At 65.7% G+C, this 17960-nt stretch carries 15 protein-coding genes; 6 read left to right on the top strand and 9 right to left on the bottom strand.

The annotated features are described in order from the left end of the window. Positions 1-13 precede the first annotated feature (13 nt). From J2Y55_RS00450 to J2Y55_RS00440, 3 genes are all read left to right on the top strand, one after another. Positions 14-832: an N-formylglutamate amidohydrolase gene (locus J2Y55_RS00450; protein ID WP_310146510.1), complete on the top strand. Its 819-nt coding sequence runs from the start codon at positions 14-16 to the stop codon at positions 830-832. Between the two features lie 21 nt (positions 833-853). Beyond that, complete coding sequence (locus J2Y55_RS00445; RefSeq protein WP_310146507.1) at positions 854-1174, top strand: hypothetical protein; 321 nt, start codon at positions 854-856, stop codon at positions 1172-1174. Positions 1175-1303: 129 nt separating this feature from the next. After that, complete coding sequence (locus J2Y55_RS00440; protein ID WP_069688540.1) at positions 1304-1546, top strand: DUF2312 domain-containing protein; 243 nt, start codon at positions 1304-1306, stop codon at positions 1544-1546. A 195-nt stretch (positions 1547-1741) separates the two neighbouring features. Here J2Y55_RS00440 and corA read toward each other — a convergent pair whose 3' ends face one another. Beyond that, entirely contained in the window at positions 1742-2809 is a 1068-nt protein-coding gene (gene corA, locus J2Y55_RS00435; protein ID WP_310146503.1) for a magnesium/cobalt transporter CorA, read from the bottom strand. Between the two features lie 185 nt (positions 2810-2994). On the opposite strand from corA, the gene J2Y55_RS00430 reads away from it, so the two are divergent. Further along, entirely contained in the window at positions 2995-3609 is a 615-nt protein-coding gene (locus J2Y55_RS00430) for a glutathione S-transferase family protein (RefSeq protein ID WP_310146501.1), read from the top strand. A 129-nt stretch (positions 3610-3738) separates the two neighbouring features. Here J2Y55_RS00430 and J2Y55_RS00425 read toward each other — a convergent pair whose 3' ends face one another. From J2Y55_RS00425 to J2Y55_RS00415, 3 genes are all read right to left on the bottom strand, one after another. Beyond that, positions 3739-5547, bottom strand: coding sequence for a peptidoglycan L,D-endopeptidase MepK (locus tag J2Y55_RS00425; RefSeq protein WP_310146499.1), 1809 nt, complete (start codon positions 5545-5547; stop codon positions 3739-3741). Between the two features lie 180 nt (positions 5548-5727). After that, entirely contained in the window at positions 5728-7674 is a 1947-nt protein-coding gene (locus tag J2Y55_RS00420; protein WP_310146497.1) for a L,D-transpeptidase scaffold domain-containing protein, read from the bottom strand. A gap of 189 nt (positions 7675-7863) precedes the next feature. Then, positions 7864-9357 (bottom strand): sigma-54-dependent transcriptional regulator, encoded by a 1494-nt coding sequence (locus tag J2Y55_RS00415; RefSeq protein ID WP_310146495.1) that lies wholly within the window; start codon positions 9355-9357, stop codon positions 7864-7866. 211 nt (positions 9358-9568) lie between these two features. Between J2Y55_RS00415 and J2Y55_RS00410 the strand changes: the two genes are divergently transcribed. After that, positions 9569-11425, top strand: coding sequence for a M3 family oligoendopeptidase (locus tag J2Y55_RS00410; protein ID WP_404978780.1), 1857 nt, complete (start codon positions 9569-9571; stop codon positions 11423-11425). A gap of 56 nt (positions 11426-11481) precedes the next feature. Here J2Y55_RS00410 and J2Y55_RS00405 read toward each other — a convergent pair whose 3' ends face one another. Continuing rightward, positions 11482-13005 (bottom strand): outer membrane beta-barrel protein, encoded by a 1524-nt coding sequence (locus J2Y55_RS00405; protein ID WP_310146493.1) that lies wholly within the window; start codon positions 13003-13005, stop codon positions 11482-11484. 155 nt (positions 13006-13160) lie between these two features. Here J2Y55_RS00405 and J2Y55_RS00400 point away from each other — a divergent pair, with 155 nt between their 5' ends. Next, positions 13161-14135 (top strand): KpsF/GutQ family sugar-phosphate isomerase, encoded by a 975-nt coding sequence (locus J2Y55_RS00400; protein WP_310146491.1) that lies wholly within the window; start codon positions 13161-13163, stop codon positions 14133-14135. Positions 14136-14426: 291 nt separating this feature from the next. Here the strand turns inward: J2Y55_RS00400 and serA are convergent, their stop codons facing one another. The 4 genes from serA to J2Y55_RS00380 all read right to left on the bottom strand — a co-directional run bounded on the left by serA (position 14427) and on the right by J2Y55_RS00380 (position 17789). Beyond that, a complete protein-coding gene (gene serA / locus J2Y55_RS00395; RefSeq protein ID WP_310146488.1) occupies positions 14427-15683 on the bottom strand; it encodes a phosphoglycerate dehydrogenase in 1257 nt (418 codons plus the stop codon). A 98-nt stretch (positions 15684-15781) separates the two neighbouring features. After that, complete coding sequence (locus J2Y55_RS00390) at positions 15782-16231, bottom strand: NfeD family protein (RefSeq protein WP_310146486.1); 450 nt, start codon at positions 16229-16231, stop codon at positions 15782-15784. 8 nt (positions 16232-16239) lie between these two features. Further along, entirely contained in the window at positions 16240-17217 is a 978-nt protein-coding gene (locus J2Y55_RS00385) for an SPFH domain-containing protein (RefSeq protein ID WP_310146484.1), read from the bottom strand. Between the two features lie 83 nt (positions 17218-17300). Continuing rightward, positions 17301-17789, bottom strand: coding sequence for a hypothetical protein (locus J2Y55_RS00380; RefSeq protein ID WP_310146482.1), 489 nt, complete (start codon positions 17787-17789; stop codon positions 17301-17303). Positions 17790-17960: the final 171 nt, after the last annotated feature.

Genomic DNA, 17960 nt, shown 5'->3' with positions numbered 1-17960 from the left:
TTTTGAGGGACGCATGCGGATCGATCCGGCCGAGACCCAACCGGCCAAGACCCGACCGACCATAGCGCTGAAGCCGGCGGCGCCCCGCGCGCCCGGCGAGGTCGAGGTCATTCCAGGCGATCTCGCGAGCGGCATCCTGCTGATCTGCGACCACGCCACCAACGCGATCCCGCCCGAGTTGGCATCGCTGGGCCTGCCGCCGGCCCAGCTCGAACGCCATATCGCCTACGACATCGGCGCGGCCGAGATGACGCGCGCCATGGCGCGGGCGCTCGATGCACCCGCCGTGCTGAGCAATTTCTCGCGCCTGCTGATCGACCCCAATCGCGGCCTGGACGACCCGACGCTGGTGATGCGCCTCTCCGACGGTGCGATCGTGCCCGGCAACCGCCATATCGATCAAGCCGGCATCGCTGAGCGCGTGGCGCGCTACTACGAGCCCTATGACGCGGCGATCGATGCAGCGGTAGAGGCCGCACTCGCCGCCGGCCACCCGCCCGCGATCGTCTCGCTGCACTCCTTCACGCCGTTCTGGAAGGCTGCGGCGCGGCCCTGGCATGTCGGCGTGCTCTGGGACGGTGAAGGCGCATTGTCGCAGCTGCTGATCGCCGCTCTGCAGCGCCAGAGCGACCTCGTGGTCGGCGACAACGAACCCTATCGCGGCGGCCTGCCCGGTGACACGATCGACCGCCACGCCACGCGCCGGGGCCTGCACGAAACGCTGATCGAGGTACGGCAGGATCTGATCGCCAGCGACGCCACCGCGCGCGATTGGGGGGAGCGACTGGCCGCAATCCTGCCCGGTTGCTTGGCGACCTTGAGAGCTAGCTGAGGCGACGTGATGGAGAGAGCCATGACTTCTGAATCCGAATTCGTAGCTCTCATGAATGGCTACGGATTGATATTTCGAACCATCATAAAACACTTGGACTCCAAGGAATTACTGTCCAAGGAAGAGGTCTCTGTAGAGCTGAAGCAGCTTGCGGAAGACATCCTAGAGGGTTGGAAAGACTGCTATGCCGACGGCACGCGCCGGTGGGACATCAGCCTCCTCCGAACTCTGGCCCTCGATCTCCAGGAAGACAGAATTCTCCCTGTGCGCTGGGGACATGGCCTGGATTTCGCCGCAGGTAGCCCGGCCAACGATGAGAAAACCGATCCTGACAACCAGTGACAGAGAAGTTGCAGCACAGCTTTCGGAAGAGCGCCGCTCAACAGCAAAGACAGCTGTTGCGGCTTGACGCCGGCCCCCGCGCGGTGCGAACCCTCCGGCCAAATTCCCCCACCGCTTAAGGATATGCAGATGGAAGATCCGGTTGCTGGCGACCAGCTCAAGAGCATCGTCGAGCGCATCGAGCGCCTCGAGGAAGAGAAGAAGACCATCTCCGACGACATCAAGGAGGTCTATGCCGAAGCCAAGGGCAATGGCTACGACGTCAAGGTCCTGCGCAAGGTGATCGCCATCCGCAAGCGCGACGCCAATGAGCGCGCCGAGGAGGAAGCGATCCTCGACCTCTATCTGCAAGCCGTCGGCGAGAGCGCCTGAGCCATTTATCCACCCTCGATGTCATCCGGGGCGGAGCCCCCGGGTCCGATCTTCGATCGGCCCAAGGATAAACTCCGCGCAGACCCGGGATCCATTCCGGAACAGTTCAGGAATGAATCCCGGATCAGCGCGGCTTGCGCCGCTTGTCCGGGATGACTGAGCGGGTGTTGCCGATTTCGGAGCGCGAAGGCCTGCTCACAGCCAGCCATTCTTTCGGAAGCGCCAATAGAGCACCGTGCAGGAGATCACGATCAGCACCAGGACGGTGTGATAGCCGAACTGGAGTTCGAGCTCCGGCATGTTCTTGAAGTTCATGCCATAGATGCCGGCGACCGCAGTCGGCACCGCCAGGATGGCGGCCCATGAGGCGAGTTTCTTGGTGATCGCATTTTCCTGGCTCTGACCGATGAGCAGGCTCACCTCGAAGGCGAAGGCGAGCACCTCGCGCAGGCTGTCGATCTTTTCCTGAACCGTGCGGACATGGTCGGTCACGTCGCGGAACATCGGCGCGAGCGTCGGGCGCACCTGCGGCACATTCGCATTGGCGAGGCGCTGGCAGACATCGACCAAAGGCGCGGCTGCATTGCGCAGGCGCAGAAGATCGCGCCGCAGCATGTAGAGCCGCTCGATATCGTCGCGGATCATCGGCTTCGCCAGCACCTTGTCCTCGATCTCCTCGACCTCCTCATGGATCGCCTCGAGCACCGGCATGTAGTTGTCGACGATGAAATCGAGGATCGCGTAGAGGATGAAATCCTCCCCCTTGGCCAATGAAGTGGGGCAGGTCTCCCAATGCTGTCGCACCGTTTTGTAGGAGGTGGAGGCGCCGTGGCGGACGCTGACGATATAGCCGTTGCCGACGAAGATATGCGTTTCGCCAAACGCGATGCGCTTGTCGACCAGCTGGGCCGTGCGCGCGACGACGAAGAGCGCGTCGCCATATTGTTCGAGCTTCGGACGCTGATGGGCATTCGTCGCGTCCTCGACCGCGAGCGGATGCAGGTTGAACTGCTGCTGCACGCGGTGGAGCAGATCGGGATCGGGCTCGAGCAGGCCGATCCAGACGACATGCCCGTCCTTGCGGGACCATGCGCCAGCTTCCTCGATGGGTATGTCGGCGATGCGCACGCCATGGGCATAGACGCTGGAGGCGACGACACCGGTCTCGTGGAGATGGCCTTGCTCGGGGATCTTGGAGGGCGCGGGCTCGGCGGGCGGCGAAGACAGGGTTTCGGCGGCAAACCGTTTTTCGGCGACTGACATGGGCGCACCTCGTCCAGCCTGGGAGTTTGTCCCGCAGGCTAGCGCGTTTGTTTGCCCGGGCAAGGATTTTCCCTCGCGTGACGCCCGGCTCCATCACGTCCCGTGATGCGTGAAATCACGCGAATTCGCGTGGCTTCCCGCCGGCCTCGCGGCATGGTTGCGGCGCACCCGAACCGGAGACCGCCATGCTGCTCGTAGGAATGCTGGACAGCCCCTATGTCCGCCGCGCCGCCGTCACGGGAAGGCTCCTGGGGCTCGATTTCGAGCACCGCTCGGTCTCGGTGTTCCGGCATATGGAGGCCTTCGCCAAGATCAACCCGCTGATCAAGGCGCCCTCGCTCGTCTGCGACGACGGCACGGTGATCACCGATTCCAACCTGATCATCCAGCATTTCGAGGATGTCTCCGGCCGCTCGCTGCGCCCAAGCGATGCGGCAGCGCGAGCGCGCGATCTCGGCCTGACCGGCATCGGCATCGTTGCCGCCGACAAGGCGGTCTCGATCGAATATGAGCGCAAGCGGCCGGACGCCCAGCGCTACGCGCCCTGGCAGGAGCGCATCGTCGCCCAGCTCGACACCGCGCTCGACCTGCTCGATGCGGCAGCCAGGCGCGGCGAACTCGGCGCGGGACCGAACCTGCGGCCCGGCGACATCTCCGCCGCGATCGCCTGGGGCTTCTGCCGCTTCGTGATCCCGGAATTCGCACCGGAAGAACGCTGGCCGGCACTGGCCGCGCAAGCGAAAGCCTGCGAGGCGCTCGACGTGTTCAAGCACTGGCCGATCGACCGCGAGGAGCCGTAGGTCGCGCCCGCAGTTCGTTCTGGCGAGTCGGCTGGCGTGGTTGTCGAGAACCGGAGCGGAGCGGACTAAAGTCCGTGAGCACCGGAAGCGCAGACAACCGCGTCAGACGGCCGTCAAAACGAACTGCGCTCAGTTCTGGACGAAATTCGTCGGCAGCGGCCGGACCGCCGGGCCGCTGAACGAGCCCGTCTTGGCGTCGCTCGGCTCGGCATGGCTGAAGCCGAGCGACGCCGCCGGTCCCGGAGCCTGAATCGGTTCGGCAGTGTTGGCTGGCCCGGCTTTGGTGCGAGCAGTGGCGACCGTAACCGCCTTGCCGGCGGAGGCTGGGCTGCGCGCGACCGTCGCGAAGAGCGAATCGAGCCCCGTCCGGTCGGCGTCATATTGCGCGACGATCGGGGTCGGAGCCGGGCTAGGCGCATGCCGGCTGACGGAGGGCATCGACGCGAGCACAAAACCGTCATCGCGCGGACGGCCGGGCGGCAGCGGATGCGTGACCGTGACCAGACGTCCGGCCGGCTGAATCTCCGGCGTCTCGGCGGAGGCTCCCGCTCCGCCGCGCAGGTCCGCGAGCATCAGATTGGCAAAGGCCGCAGGACGGGTCGGCGGCAAAGGCGCGTTCATCGGCTTGCCTTCCACCACGGCCGCGATCAGCGAAACCATTTGGTCGGGCCGGCGCGGCGGCAGCGAGGCCAGGACAAGCTTCTGATCCTCTGCGGCCGCGCCTTGCGGGGCGAAGGCGAGCGCGCCGCCAGAGGCCGGCAAGGCCGCGACCTGGATCGAATCGCCGGGCTGCAGCGGCATGGTCAGGCCGCGCGGCCGCGCCAGCGGAACCGGCGCGTCGATCAATCTCGGCCGCTTGTCGTCGACCGGGGGCGGCGCAGCGGCAGGCGCCGCGGCGGCGACCTGCGCCGGCTGTGGCTGTGGCTCGGCGATTCTCGGCGTCAGCCGCTCGGAGCGCTCGCGCACGACCGTGCGGGCGACGGGGTCCGGAGCGGAAGCCTGCACGGCAACGGCGTAACGCCCGCCATCATTGGAATTGCTGTCATCCCGGGCGGGGGTGGCATAGGCCATGACTGTCGGCTGGGGTTTTGGCGAATTGCCGCGGCCGCGCGTCGGGCGTGCATCCGCCTCCTCGTCATCGCCACCGAAGAGCGCCGCCCACAGGCTCTTGCGGCCAGACGAGATCACTGCGCCTTCATCGGAATCGGCAGAGGCGTAACCGGCGACCGAGCCACCGCGCGACAGTACATCGGCCTTGGCCAGTTCATAGCCCGCAAGCGGATGGCCGTCGGCCGGCAGATGCACTGTCTTCTCGTCCGGGAACAATCGCACCAATTGATCGCGCGTCATGCGCGGCCAGGACCGCACCGAGCCGGCGTCGAGATGGACGAAGGGCGTGTGCGCGCCGGGATAGAAGCCGACCCCACCGCGCTGCAGCCGCATGCCGGCCTCGCGGATCTTGGCTGTCGGCGTATCCGGCAGATAGAAATCCATCGCCTTGCCCAGCATGTGCTGGCTGTTCTTGGCGACGGCACGCGAGCGCCGGCGCAGCATCGAATTGGTGCCCGGCGAGCGATAGGCGGAGACGACGTGGAAGGATTCCTGCGAACCGACCGCCCGCTGCACCTCCCAGGCAAGGTCGAAGAGACGCGGGTCCATCCGGATCGGCTCGTCGGTGCGCCAGTCGCGCAGCGCCCAGTTCAGCTTCTCCAGCGCCGCGGAATCATAGCGGCCGTCACGCTTGAAGGTGACGGTCGTCTCCTCCTTGGTGTGCATATGCGTGATGGTGATGGTGCGCGTATCGCCATTGGCGACGGCATCCTGCGTGCCGCGCACGCCGAGCATCAGAGCCGTGGCCGCCACGCTCAGCGCCAGGAACTGGCGGAAGCCCGGCTTCGGCAGCACCGAAAGCCGTCTCGAACGCGTGGCGATGGACATGCCCAATCTGCTTGACCCGTCTCGGTGCGCGCCTGACGCGGCGCGATGAACGTGAACGAACAGTTGCGGAGAAGAGTTAATCCAAGGTTACTAGGTCGGCAATCGCCATACCCCGACTTTTCCGCCGAATTCCGCTAACGGCGGAACGTGGCGAAACCGTGCCCATCCCGCCGCATGGCTTCAGCCACGCTGCTCCAGCGCCTGCCGGACGAGCCGGTGGAAGCCGTAGAGATCGTCGAAAACCGTCATGTGGCCATCGGCGCCCACGACATAGGTGTTGTAGACCAGATGGATCGGGAGCGGCTGCGGCAGCTTGATCATGCGCTCGCCCGAGCCGATCAGGCGCTTCAGCCGCTCATGCGACCAGTCCGGCCCGAGCACCTGATCCGCCAGCAGGAAGGGATTGTCGACGCGCACGCAGCCATGACTGAAGGCGCGGCGTTCGCTGGCGAAAAGCCGGCGGTTCGGCGTGTCGTGCAGATAGACGGCATGGTCGTTGGGGAACATGAACTTGATCCAGCCGAGCGCATTGCGCTCGCCCGGGGGCTGGCGGACAGAGATGTTGTTGCCGTGCCGCGTCACCACATAGCCGCGCTTGGCGGCATAGTTCGGATCGGCAGCGAGCCCCGGCAGGAACTCCTTCTTCAGGATCGAAGGCGGCACGTTCCAGGACGGATTCACGATGACGTGGTCCATCTTGTGCGAGAAGATCGGCGTCGCCGTATCCGGCTTGCCGACAATGGCGCGGGTCTGGTGCACGACCTTGCCGTCGCGCACGACGCGAACCATGAACTCCGGCACGTTGACGATGATGTGACTTTCGCCGAGATCGGGCGGCAGCCAGCGCCAGCGCTCCATCTGGGCGATGATGTCCTGCTCGCCGCGCGCGGTCGCCGGCGTGCCCAGTGCGGCCAGCGTGCGCTCGCTGAGCACGCCATTGGCCGGCAGCCCGGCCTTCTTCTGGAAATCGGCGAGCGCCAGCGCGGTCGAATGGTCGAAGACAGGCTCCTCTGACGGGCCCAGGCCCAGCCGCGCCCGCACCAGCGGCACGCGCTCGTCGCGCATGCCGAGCTTCAGCGGCGGGCCGGCCGGAATGCGCACCAGTGGCGTATCGTCGAGATGCTCGCGCAACTCGGCGAGCTTGGCCTTGAGACGGCGATACTGCTCATGCGGCGGATTATAGGCAGCGAGCGCAGTGCCCGGATCCTGCACCGCCGTCAGTTCCGACAGCACCTCGGTCGCCGAGGGCAAATAGAGCGTCGGCGTGATCAGCTTCGACAGGCGGCGCGGATCGATGCGGCCGCCGCGCGCGTCGCGGGCATAGAGCACAGCCAACGCCGAGAGCCTGACATCGGCTTCCGCGAGCTTGCCCTTGTCGCTCGCCTCGAACACCGGCAGCGGATAATCGGTCGGCCTCAGCCCGTCCTCAGCGGCGCGGCCGAGCTGGGCGACAAGATGCCTTGCGGCCTCGCTCCAGCCCTTGCCGTCGATCCAGAGCGGCCGGTTCTCCTGCGCCTGATAGGCGGCGAGGATCTCGTTGCGCTCACGCTCGGCCAGGCGCGGCAGCGCCAGCCCCTCGGTCATGCGCGCTGCGATATCACCGGCGAGAGTGGAGCCGGAGGGCAATTCGACCACGACCTTGGGCAGGTCCGGCGGGGGAATCGTGACCTCGCTGGGCGCAGCCGAGCGCAAGCGCTCGGGCGGCGACAGCGCCGGATCGAGCGGCGGCAGATCGACGGCCGGGATGTTGGTGGCAGGAATATCCGAAGCAGGGATATCGAGCGCTGCGGGACGATCATCGACCCCGAGCGTCGTCGCAGGCGTGGGCTGCGGCTCGGAGGTCACGAGATTGTTCTGCGGCACCCCTGATGGTGCGACCGTGCCCGTCACCATGCCGGGCTCTTCACGCGAGGCCTCGGCCGGCCGCTCGTCGCGCAGGATGACCAGGGCCGGCTGCTCCGGCAGCGGGATACCGAGCGTGGGGTCTATGGTAGCAGGAGCTTGGGTAGAAGGCGCTTGGGTAGAAGGTGTTTGGGCAGAAGGCGCTTGTGCGCTTGCTGCCGTCAGCCCCAGCGCAAGCGCCAGAACCGAGGCTGAACCCAAGCCCGCCCAGTGGCGACGACGCATGCTCGCTATCCTCGAATGTTCGCCGAGATCTCACCGCTTCTGCGTGAGTCAGCGGATTTGGACAAGATGCGGCGGCGCAACAGCCCCCGCTATTCAGACAGTGCCGATCGGCTTTAAATTTTTAGTGTGACCTCGGCCGAAACCGCCCCCGCCATTCACGAATAGGGAGCTGCGATTCGGCCTCATGCGTCAGGCCGCATCCTCGCCTTCAGCACCGGACTCGTTCTCGATCAGCCCGTAATCCTTGAGCTTGCGATAGAGCGTCGAGCGGCCGATGCCGAGCTTGCGCGAAATCTCCGACATGTGACCGCGATAATGCGTCAGCGCGAATTTGATGATCTCACGCTCGAGATCATCAAGCTTGCGCATGTCGGAACCCGCGACGAGTTCGAGCGAATTGGGATCGCGCACCGGCATCTGGATGATGCGCGGCGTGTCGTTGCGCATGTCCTGGCGCATCAGCGAGGCCGACACCGGCGGGATACGGATGTCGAAGCCCTCCATCTGGGCCGCGATCTGCGGGAACTCGGCCACGGTCAATTCGTCGCCATCGGCCAGGACCACCGCGCGGAACATCGCGTTCTCGAGCTGGCGGACATTGCCCGGCCAGTCATAGCCGCTGATCAGCCCGAGCGCCTCGGCACTGAGCCCGCGCAGCTTCTTGCCTTCCTCGGCGGCAAAGCGCGCCAGGAACCCGCGCGCCAGATCGGCGATATCCTCGCGGCGTTGGCGCAAGGGCGGCAGCGTGATCGGGAAGACGTTGAGGCGGTAATACAGATCCTCGCGGAACTCGCCCTGCTTCACCTGGTCGAGCAGGCTCTTATTGGTCGCGGAGATGATGCGGATATCGACGCGCACCGACTTCTTGGCGCCGACAGGGTCGACCTCACCTTCCTGGATGGCGCGCAACAACTTGACCTGCGCGTCGAGCGGCAATTCGCCGACCTCGTCGAGGAAGAGCGTGCCGCCATTGGCCTCGACGAATTTGCCGATATGGCGTTCGGTCGCGCCGGTGAAGGCGCCTTTCTCATGGCCGAACAGGATCGACTCGACGAGATTATGCGGGATCGCGCCGCAATTGACCGTGACGAAAGGCTTGCCCTTGCGATCGCTGGTGCCCTGGATCGCGCGCGCCAGCACCTCCTTGCCGACGCCCGATTCGCCCTCGACCAGGATCGGGATGTTGGATTTGGCGGCGCGCTCGGCCAGGCGCACCACGCGCGCCATGTCGGCACTCTTGGTGGCGAGGTCGCGAAAACCGAGCGTGCCGGACACACGCCGCTTGATGTGGCGCAATTCATGTTCGAGCGCGCCCAGCTTCAGCGCATTCTTGAGCGATATCTGCAGGCGCTCCGCGCCGACCGGCTTGACCACGAAATCGACCGCGCCGGCGCGTATCGCCGAGACGACGGTCTCGATCGAGCTATGCGCCGTCTGCACGATGACCGGCGTCTCGATGCCGCGCTCGCGCAGCGCCGCGAGCACGCCCATGCCGTCGAGCTCCGGCATGACGAGGTCGAGCACCACGGCATCGAACCTCTCGCCCTCACCATGGCCAAGCAGATTGACCGCTTCGCTGCCGCTCTCGACGACGACCACATCGTAGCCAAAACGCTTCAGCATCGCGTCGAGCAGACGGCGCTGGACGGGATCGTCGTCGACGACGAGAACGGTGGCGGACATGAAACCTCGAAGGCCAGGCAGAGCGAAAACGATATCGCGAGACAGAATCGGCTGTTCCGTTCTGGGTCATCCTCGGCCAGAACGGTTAAGCGGCGCTTAAGCGCCACAGCCTGCGTCAAACCACCTCTGCCCGACGCTCCGGCGTTGATCGCAAACGCTGCTCCGCGCATATGAGTGGGAAGGCCTATCGGGCCAGCGAGGTGTTGCAGAGATGAATTTCGCCGTGACAGGGATGGTCGAGTCCGCCGCTTTCGCCACAGCTGCCGAGCGCTCGGCGCGCAGCGCCAAGGCGCTGGGCCCGCTGCCGGAATGGGATCTGAGCCACCTCTACCCGGCGATGGATTCGCCCGCCTTCAAGGCCGATCTCGAACGCGCTTTGAGCGAATCGCAGCGCTTCGCCGAGCTCTATCGCGGCAAGCTCGGCCCGCTCGCCCAGCGCGAGGACGCCGCGTCCGTGCTGGCCGAGGCGGTCGCCGGTTATGAGACGCTCAGCGACCTGCTCGGGCGGATCGGCGCTTATGCCGGCCTGGTCTATTCCGGCGACACCACCGACCCGCAGCGCGCGAAATTCTATGGCGACACGCAGGACCGCCTGAACGCAGCCGTGACGGAATTGCTCTTCTTCGAGCTGGAGCTGAACCGGATCGACCCTGCGCTGATGGCGCACATCTCGGGCCAGGCTCCGCTTTCACATTGGAAGCCCTGGCTCGACGACCTCGCCAAGGACAAGCCGCATCAGCTCGAGGACCGGATCGAGGAATTGTTCCACGAGAAGTCGATGACCGGGCAAGCAGCCTGGAACCGGCTCTTCGACGAGACCATCGCCTCGTTGCGCTTCAGGCTCGACGGCGAGGAATTGACGCTCGAACTCACGCTGAACAAGCTGCAGGACGCCGACGGCGCGGTCCGCAAGGCGGCGGCCGAAGCGCTGAGCGCGGTTTTCCGCGAGCAATTGCGCACCTTCGCGCTGATCACCAACACGCTGGCCAAGGACAAGGAGATTTCCGACCGCTGGCGCAAATTCGAGGATGTCGCGGATTCCCGCCATCTGGCCAACCGCGTCGAGCGCGAGGTAGTCGATGCGCTGGTTTCAGCCGTACGCGAGGCCTATCCGCGCCTGTCGCACCGCTACTACAAGCTCAAAGCCAAATGGTTCGGCCGCGAACAGCTCGATTTCTGGGACCGCAACGCACCGCTGCCGCAGGTCGAGCAGCGCACCATTCCCTGGACCGAAGCGCGCGACACCGTGCTCGACGCCTATCACGCCTTCTCGCCCGAGATGGCCGGCATCGCGCGGCGCTTCTTCGACGAACACTGGATCGACGCACCGGCCCGCCCCGGCAAGGCGCCGGGCGCGTTTGCTCATCCGACCGTGCCATCCGCACATCCCTATGTGCTCGTGAACTATCAGGGCAAACCTCGCGACGTGATGACGCTCGCCCATGAGCTCGGCCATGGCGTCCACCAGGTGCTGGCCGGCCCCAATGGCGCATTGATGGCGCCGACGCCGTTGACGCTGGCCGAGACCGCCAGCGTCTTCGGGGAGATGCTGACCTTCCGCCGGCTGCTCGACGGCACCAGGGACGCAAAGCAGCGCAAGGCGATGCTGGCCGCCAAGGTCGAGGACATGATCAACACGGTCGTGCGCCAGATCGCGTTCTACTCCTTCGAGCGCAAGGTCCATGAGGCGCGCAAGGGTGGCGAGCTGACGGCCGAGAACCTCTGCGAACTCTGGATGAGCGTGCAGGCCGAGAGCCTGGGGCCGGCGATCAGGCTGGAAGCGGGCTACGAGCCATTCTGGTGCTACATCCCGCACTTCATCCATTCGCCGTTCTACGTCTACGCCTATGCCTTCGGCGATTGCCTGGTGAATTCGCTCTACGGCGTCTACCAGAACGCGGCCGAGGGCTTCCAGGAGCGCTATTTCGCTCTGCTCTCGGCCGGCGGCACCAAGCACCATTCCGAGCTGCTCGCGCCCTTCGGCCTCGACGCGCGCGATCCCGCCTTCTGGCAGATCGGATTGAAGATGATCGAGGGGATGATCATCGAGCTGGAGGGGATGGAGTAAAGCAAACTCCCCTCATGGTCGGGCTTGACCCGACCATGACGGCGAAACGCTCGTCCTCAGAACTGTATCCTCAACCCCACCTGCGCGACATTGGCGGTGTAGTCCGAGCCCTGGGCGGTCGAGTTCAGGCGCTCATGGGTGAAGCTGGCGCGCACCGAGAAGGTCCGGGTTAATTTGTATTCGACGCGGGCGCCGATGCTGGAGAAATCCTCGCGCAGGCCCTGCCCGTCATATTCGGTGCGGCCGAAATTGGCGAAGCCGGTGAGGGTCAGGTTGCGGCGCAGCGCATGCGCGATCTCGAGCGAGACGCGCCTTGCCGTCGTGCCCGACGAGCCGGCGATGGTGGTGTCGCCGAGCTCCGAGGTGCCGCGCAGGGTCACCGTCGTCAGCGGCGTCGGCGACCATAGGATCGCGGCATCGCCGATGAAGCCGCGCAGGTTCTTCAAGCGGTCGTCGTCATAGGCCCGGTCCTGATAGCCCGCCGAGACCTCGCCCGTCACCTGACGGCTGAGCTCGAAGGTCGAGCCGACCCGCCCCGTCAGGCCGTTGGAGGAGCGCTGATAGCCTGAGGAATCGACGGACTGATCGAATTGCCGCGTGTCGATCTCGCCCTGGATGAAGGGCTTGAAGCCCGGCGTCAGCTCATAGGCGGCGCGCAGCCTGACGCCATATTGCGTCTGGTTGCGGTCCTTCTGGCTGAGCGTCATGCCGCTGGTGAGCTTGGCATCCTCATAGTCGCTGCGGTCGACCGAGCCGCGCAGCGTCAATTGCAGGCGATTCATGTCATGGGTCACGCCGGCCGAGGCGCCGTATTGATAGACCAAGGGCCGGCCGGTAACCGAGGCCGTCAGATCGGGCGAGCCCGGGCGCTGCGTATCCAGCTTGAACCGGCTCTCGAGCAGGATACGGGTGTCGCGCGTCGCGTCCAAGCGCAGATCGAGATTGCCCTCGCCATCGGGGCGCGAGGCGTCCCTGTCGCGGAAATAATCGGAATAACCGGCGCGCAGCGAGCCTTTCAGCTCGTTGGTGTTCCAGTCCGACTGGATGGCGAGATCAGCCTCATGGCGGCTGAACGGGGAGCTGTTGCGCGCCGCTCCGCTGACCCGCTGCGGGTTGCTGTCATAGCCGATCGAATTGGTGAAGCCCGGCTTCAGCGTGACATTGCCGAGCCGCAGGCCGAGCGGCGCGTAGGGGTCTTCCTCGACAGCCGTCTTGCGCCGGCGTGGCGGCGGCGCTTCGGGGGCCGGCGGCAGGCCGGTGACGATGCGCTGCGGTGCGCGGAACTGGCGCTGCGTGACGCCGCGCAGGCCACGCGCCTGCACCGGCCGGCTCGCGCGCGGCGGCGCCTTGCGCGACACCACCGAATTCTGGTCCTGGATCAGAGTGGCGGGGTCGGCGACGCCGCTCGGCGTGCTCGGAAAGCCTGAAGGCGATGGCGCGGCAGGCGCTTCCTGCGCGACATAGACCGGCGTCCCGGTTCGCAAGCCCGCCGCGCGCGTCTGCGCTTGCGCGCCAGCCGTGGCGAGCACGAGGCTGGTCACGGCGACACCCGACAGCAGAATGATGACGCGGCGGGACACGCGGAGGCTCTCGCTCCAAACAAGGGCGGGCGCACCGGCATGGCGCGCGTGGTTAAGAGAGTTAGAACGAAGAGGGTTAATGGCGCGTCAATGCACCGGTGGGTGCGGCGAGGAATGGTGGCGCGGCGGCCATTCCTCGTGCTAGAGCGCCGCTCATGACGGCCGACATCCGCGCTTCCGCGCTTCGCACCATCGCAACCGAGCGCTCCGGGCTCGACACGCTTCACGAGGCGCTCGCCAATGGGCTGGGCCAGCCCTTCGCGGCGGCCGTGGAGCTGATCCGCGCCGCCAGCGGCCGCGTCGTCGTCACCGGCATGGGCAAATCCGGCCATGTCGGGCGCAAGATCGCGGCGACCTTGGCCTCGACCGGCACGCCCGCGCATTTCGTCCACCCGGCCGAAGCCAGCCATGGCGATCTCGGCATGGTCCAACCCGAGGATGTGGTGATCGCGCTGTCCTGGTCGGGCGAGACGGCGGAGCTCGCGGCAATCGTCGGCCATACCCGGCGCTTCCGCGTCGGGCTGATCGGCCTGACTTCGAATGCCGACAGCGCGCTCGGGCGCGAGGCCGATATCGCGTTGATCCTGCCCAAGGCGGCCGAGGCCTGCCCCAATGGGCTGGCGCCCACGACTTCGACGACCATGCAGATGGCGCTGGGCGACGCGCTTGCCGTCGCCCTGCTGGAAGCACGCGGCTTCTCGCGCCAGGATTTCTTCGTCTACCACCCCGGCGGCAAGCTGGGCGCGCAGCTCAAGACCGTCGAGAGCATCATGCATCGCGACGAGGCGCTGCCGCGCGTCGGGCTCGACACCGCCGTCGCCGACGTGGTCGAGATGATCTCGGCCAAGGGTTTCGGCTGCGCCATCGTCATCGGCCTCGACGGCCGGCTGGCAGGCGTGGTCACCGATGGCGATCTGCGCCGCAAATTGACCTCGGGCAACGTCACCGCGCGCCGCGCCCGCGACGTGATGACACCAAATCCGCGCCGCATCGCGCCCGATGCGCTGGCGGTCGAGGCGCTGGAGATGGTCAATCGCCTGCGTATCACCGCGCTGATCGTCGCCGATGGCGAGGACAAGCCGGTCGGGCTCGTCCATGTCCACGACCTGCTGACACTCGGCGTGGCTTAAGGCTGCTGTCTTGGCTCGTAGCCACTGCGTCGTCCCTGGACAAGCCGCGTAGCGGCGCAGCTCCGGGATCCATCCTGGAGCTCCGCAACCCTCCGATGGATCCCGGGCCTCCGCTTCGCTACGCCAGGGATGACGGCGTGTTTCCGAGCCTGAACAGCGTGCTCTAAAAGCCAGCGAATATCCTACGGACCGTCATTGCGAGCGCCAGCGAAGCAATCCAGTCTCATGGAGCGCTACGCCCCCTGGATTGCTTCGTCGCTACGCTCCTCGCAATGACGAGAGGTGCGTAGTTCACGCCCGCTGATACAGAAGCCTTGCCCTGATCGTGCCGTCGAGCGCCGCGATCTCGCGCAGGATGTCGCGCGCTTCGGGGCCGACGCTGTCGGCCTCCATCACGACATAACCGACCTCGCCATCGGTCTGGTAGTTCTGCGCGGAGATGTTGACCTCGCGGGCGGCGAAAACGTCGTTCAGGCGCCGCAGCATGCCCGGCACATTGCGCTGGACATGGATGAAGCGCGTGCCGGCGGGACGCGGCGTGAGCTGGACCTGCGGGAAATTCACCGCGCCGACGGTCGAGCCAATATCGGAATAATCGACGAGCTTGCGCGCGACCTCGGCGCCGATGCGCTCCTGCGCCTCCTCCGTCGAGCCACCGACATGAGGGGTGAGGATGACATTGGCCAGGCCCTGCAGCGGCGAGACGAAGCGCTCGGCATTGGAGGCAGGCTCGACCGGGAAGACGTCGACGGCCGCGCCCGCAAGCCGGCCCTCGCGCAAGGCCACGGCCAGTGCCTCGAGATCGACCACCGTGCCGCGCGAATTGTTGATGAGGTAGCTGCCCGGCCGCATCTGGGCGATCTGCTCGGCCCCGATCATGCCATGCGTCGCTGGCGTCTCCGGCACATGCAGCGAGACGATGTCGGCATTGCCGAGCAGTTCGGCCAGGCTGTCGACCGGTTCGGTGTTGCCGTGGCGCAGGCGGTCGGTCTGGTCGAAATAGATCACCCGCATGCCCATCGCCTCGGCAAGCGTCGAGAGCTGGCTGCCGATATTGCCGTAGCCGACGATGCCGAGCACCTTGCCGCGCACCTCGAAGGAGCCGTTCGCGGATTTGTCCCAGCCGCCAGCATGGGCCGAGACCGAGCGGTCGGTGATCTTGCGCAAGAGCATGACGATCTCGCCGATCGTCAATTCGGCGACGCTGCGGGTGTTCGAGAAGGGCGCGTTGAAGACCGGTACGCCGCGCCCGCGCGCCGCCTGCAGATCGACCTGATTGGTACCGACGGAAAAGCAGCCGACCGCGAAGAGCCGGCTCGCCTGGGCAAAGACCGGCTCGGTGAGCTGCGTGCGCGAGCGGATGCCGAGCACATGCACGCCCTCGACGGCCTTGAGCAGCGCGTCATGGTCGAGCGCCTTGGGCAGGCGGACCATGTTGGTATAGCCGGCCTGGACCATCAGATCGGCGGCGGAATCATTGATGCCCTCCAGAAGCAGGACCTTGATGCGGTCCTTGGAGAGGGACAGGCGTTGCGTGCGGAGTGTCATGGAACGATCGGGCTGGCGACGGAGCGTTCGCTATAGACCCGCCAGCGCGCCGGACAACCCGATTCTTTGCCTGCCGGGCGCGCGAAACCGTCGCGGCCTCAGGCCTTCTCGACCACAAGCGTCGCGCCCTCGACCCGCACCACCTTGATTTCGCTGCCCGCCAGCAATTCCGGGCCGGTGACGCGCCAGGAGGAATCGCCGACACGGATGCGGCCCTCGCCGCCGGTCATCGTCGCCTCCAAGCGGAAAACCTTGCCGATGAGCTGGCGGCCGCGATCATTGAGACCCGTCGCGGCGTCGGGCTCCTCATCCTTGCGCTGCGTCAGGCGCCGCCCGGCGAGCACACTGACGACGCTGAGCACAGCGAACGCCAGTGCCGCACTCTGCCAGCCGATGCCCAAAAGCCCGACGACCGTGCCCGTCAGCAGCGCCGCAAGGCCGAGCCAGATCAGGAACACGCCCGGCGCCAGCAATTCGCCGCCGATCAGCACGAGGCCGAGCACGACCCAAGCCCAGCCGCCCAGCGAGGAAAACCAGTCTAGCAGCATGACCGGCCTCACCCGTTCCGGCCGGACGGCGGAACCGAGCCGGCGCGGCGCGTCGCGACCGCCTCCTCGCCAAAGACCGCGCGGGTCAGTTGCGCGATGCCGCCGACCGTGCCGGCGAGCGCTGCGGCCTCGATCGGCACGATCACCACCTTGCTGTTATGCGAGGAGGCAATTGCCTTCAGCGCGTCGGTATAGCGCTCGGCGATGAGGAAGTTCGCGGCCTGGATATCACCCTTGCTGATCGCCTCCGAGACCATCGCGGTCGCGGAAGCTTCGGCCTGTGCCGAGCGCTCGCGCGCCTCGGCATCGCGGAAGGCGGCTTCCTTGCGGCCCTCGGCGGCGAGGATCTGCGACTGCTTCTGGCCCTCGGCCTTGAGGATCTCGGCCTGCCTCAGCCCCTCCGCCTCCAGCACCGCGGCGCGCTTCTCGCGCTCCGCCTTCATCTGCCGGTTCATCGCGCCGGCGATGTCGGCCGGCGGCAGGATGTCGCGGATCTCGATGCGCGTGACCTTGACGCCCCAGGGCGAGGCGGCGGCGTCCATGACGCGCAGCAGTCGTTCGTTGATCTCGTCGCGATGCGAGAGCAACTGGTCGAGGTCCATCGAACCGACCACGGTGCGGATATTGGTCATGGTCAGGATCATCAGCGCCTGGCCGAGCGAGGAGACCTCGTAGCTGGCCTTGGCAGCGTCGAGCACCTGGTAGAAGGCGGCGGCGTCGATGCGCACGCCCGCATTGTCCTTGGTGATCGCCTCCTGCGAGGGAATGTCGAGCACCTGCTCCATGACATTCACCTTGTGGCCGATGCGGTCGAAAAAAGGCACGATCAGCCCGAGCCCCGCGCTGAGCGTGCGCGAATAGCGGCCGAAGCGCTCGACGGTATAGTTGTATCCCTGCGGCACGGTGCGCACGCCAAACGCAAGCCCGAGGATGACGATACCGACAAGGAGAAGGATGGCGATGTTCGCGCCCGACATTACAACCATCCGAGCCTTCTCCCAATCGAGTCGCTGCAACTGCGGTGCGAATGCAACCTGACGATTGCAACAGGCTGATGCAAGGGCGGGGTTCAGCCTGCGCAGTTCTTCCTGAAAGCGCGTGAAGCCTCTGCGCGCTGGGTGGCGAAGGACGGCAACACTACGTGAGCGCCCTTGACCTGAGCGTGAATCGTTTCGCTGCCTTCAAGAAGGTCGAAAAGCTTTGCCGAAAGTGGGATACTGAGTTCGACATCAGTACCGCTAATCCCATCAAGTTCCGTCAACGCGGCGGTATAATGCCGCTTCTCAATTCCAGTCTGAAAACTGATCGGAGTTTTGTCTCCGAAGTTTCCGGTCTTCGGCCTGATACCGATCAGAATTTTTACTCGACTACGTTTCTTTGAGCATATCGCTACAAACGTCGTAATGTCACTGTTTTCGACGCCATAAACAAGGCGCCCATCATTCATAAACTGCCATTCCCATTTATCTGGAGGCGCATCTTCAGAACTGGCTCGAGACACAAAGACCGATGTATTCAAAACCGAAATTGACAATCCGACAAACAACAATTTGATCATGCAATTTGCCCCTCTCGCCAGAGAACATGGCTGAGTATCTTTCCAGTGTCACAAAAAAGAACACGCTGGAAGAGCCGTTCTACTTGCAGGAGAGAGAGGTCCCGCTTGATCCTAGTCGGCACGCCAAAACCCGCCGGCGTTTCCGCTGCTGTTGGTGAGGGGCTGGCGGAG

It is taken from the genome of Allobosea sp. BE125, assembly GCF_031456075.1.
Classification (GTDB): domain Bacteria; phylum Pseudomonadota; class Alphaproteobacteria; order Rhizobiales; family Beijerinckiaceae; genus Allobosea.
The sequence above is the reverse complement of the archived record's forward strand: the minus strand, read 5'-3'. Positions and strand labels throughout refer to the sequence as shown.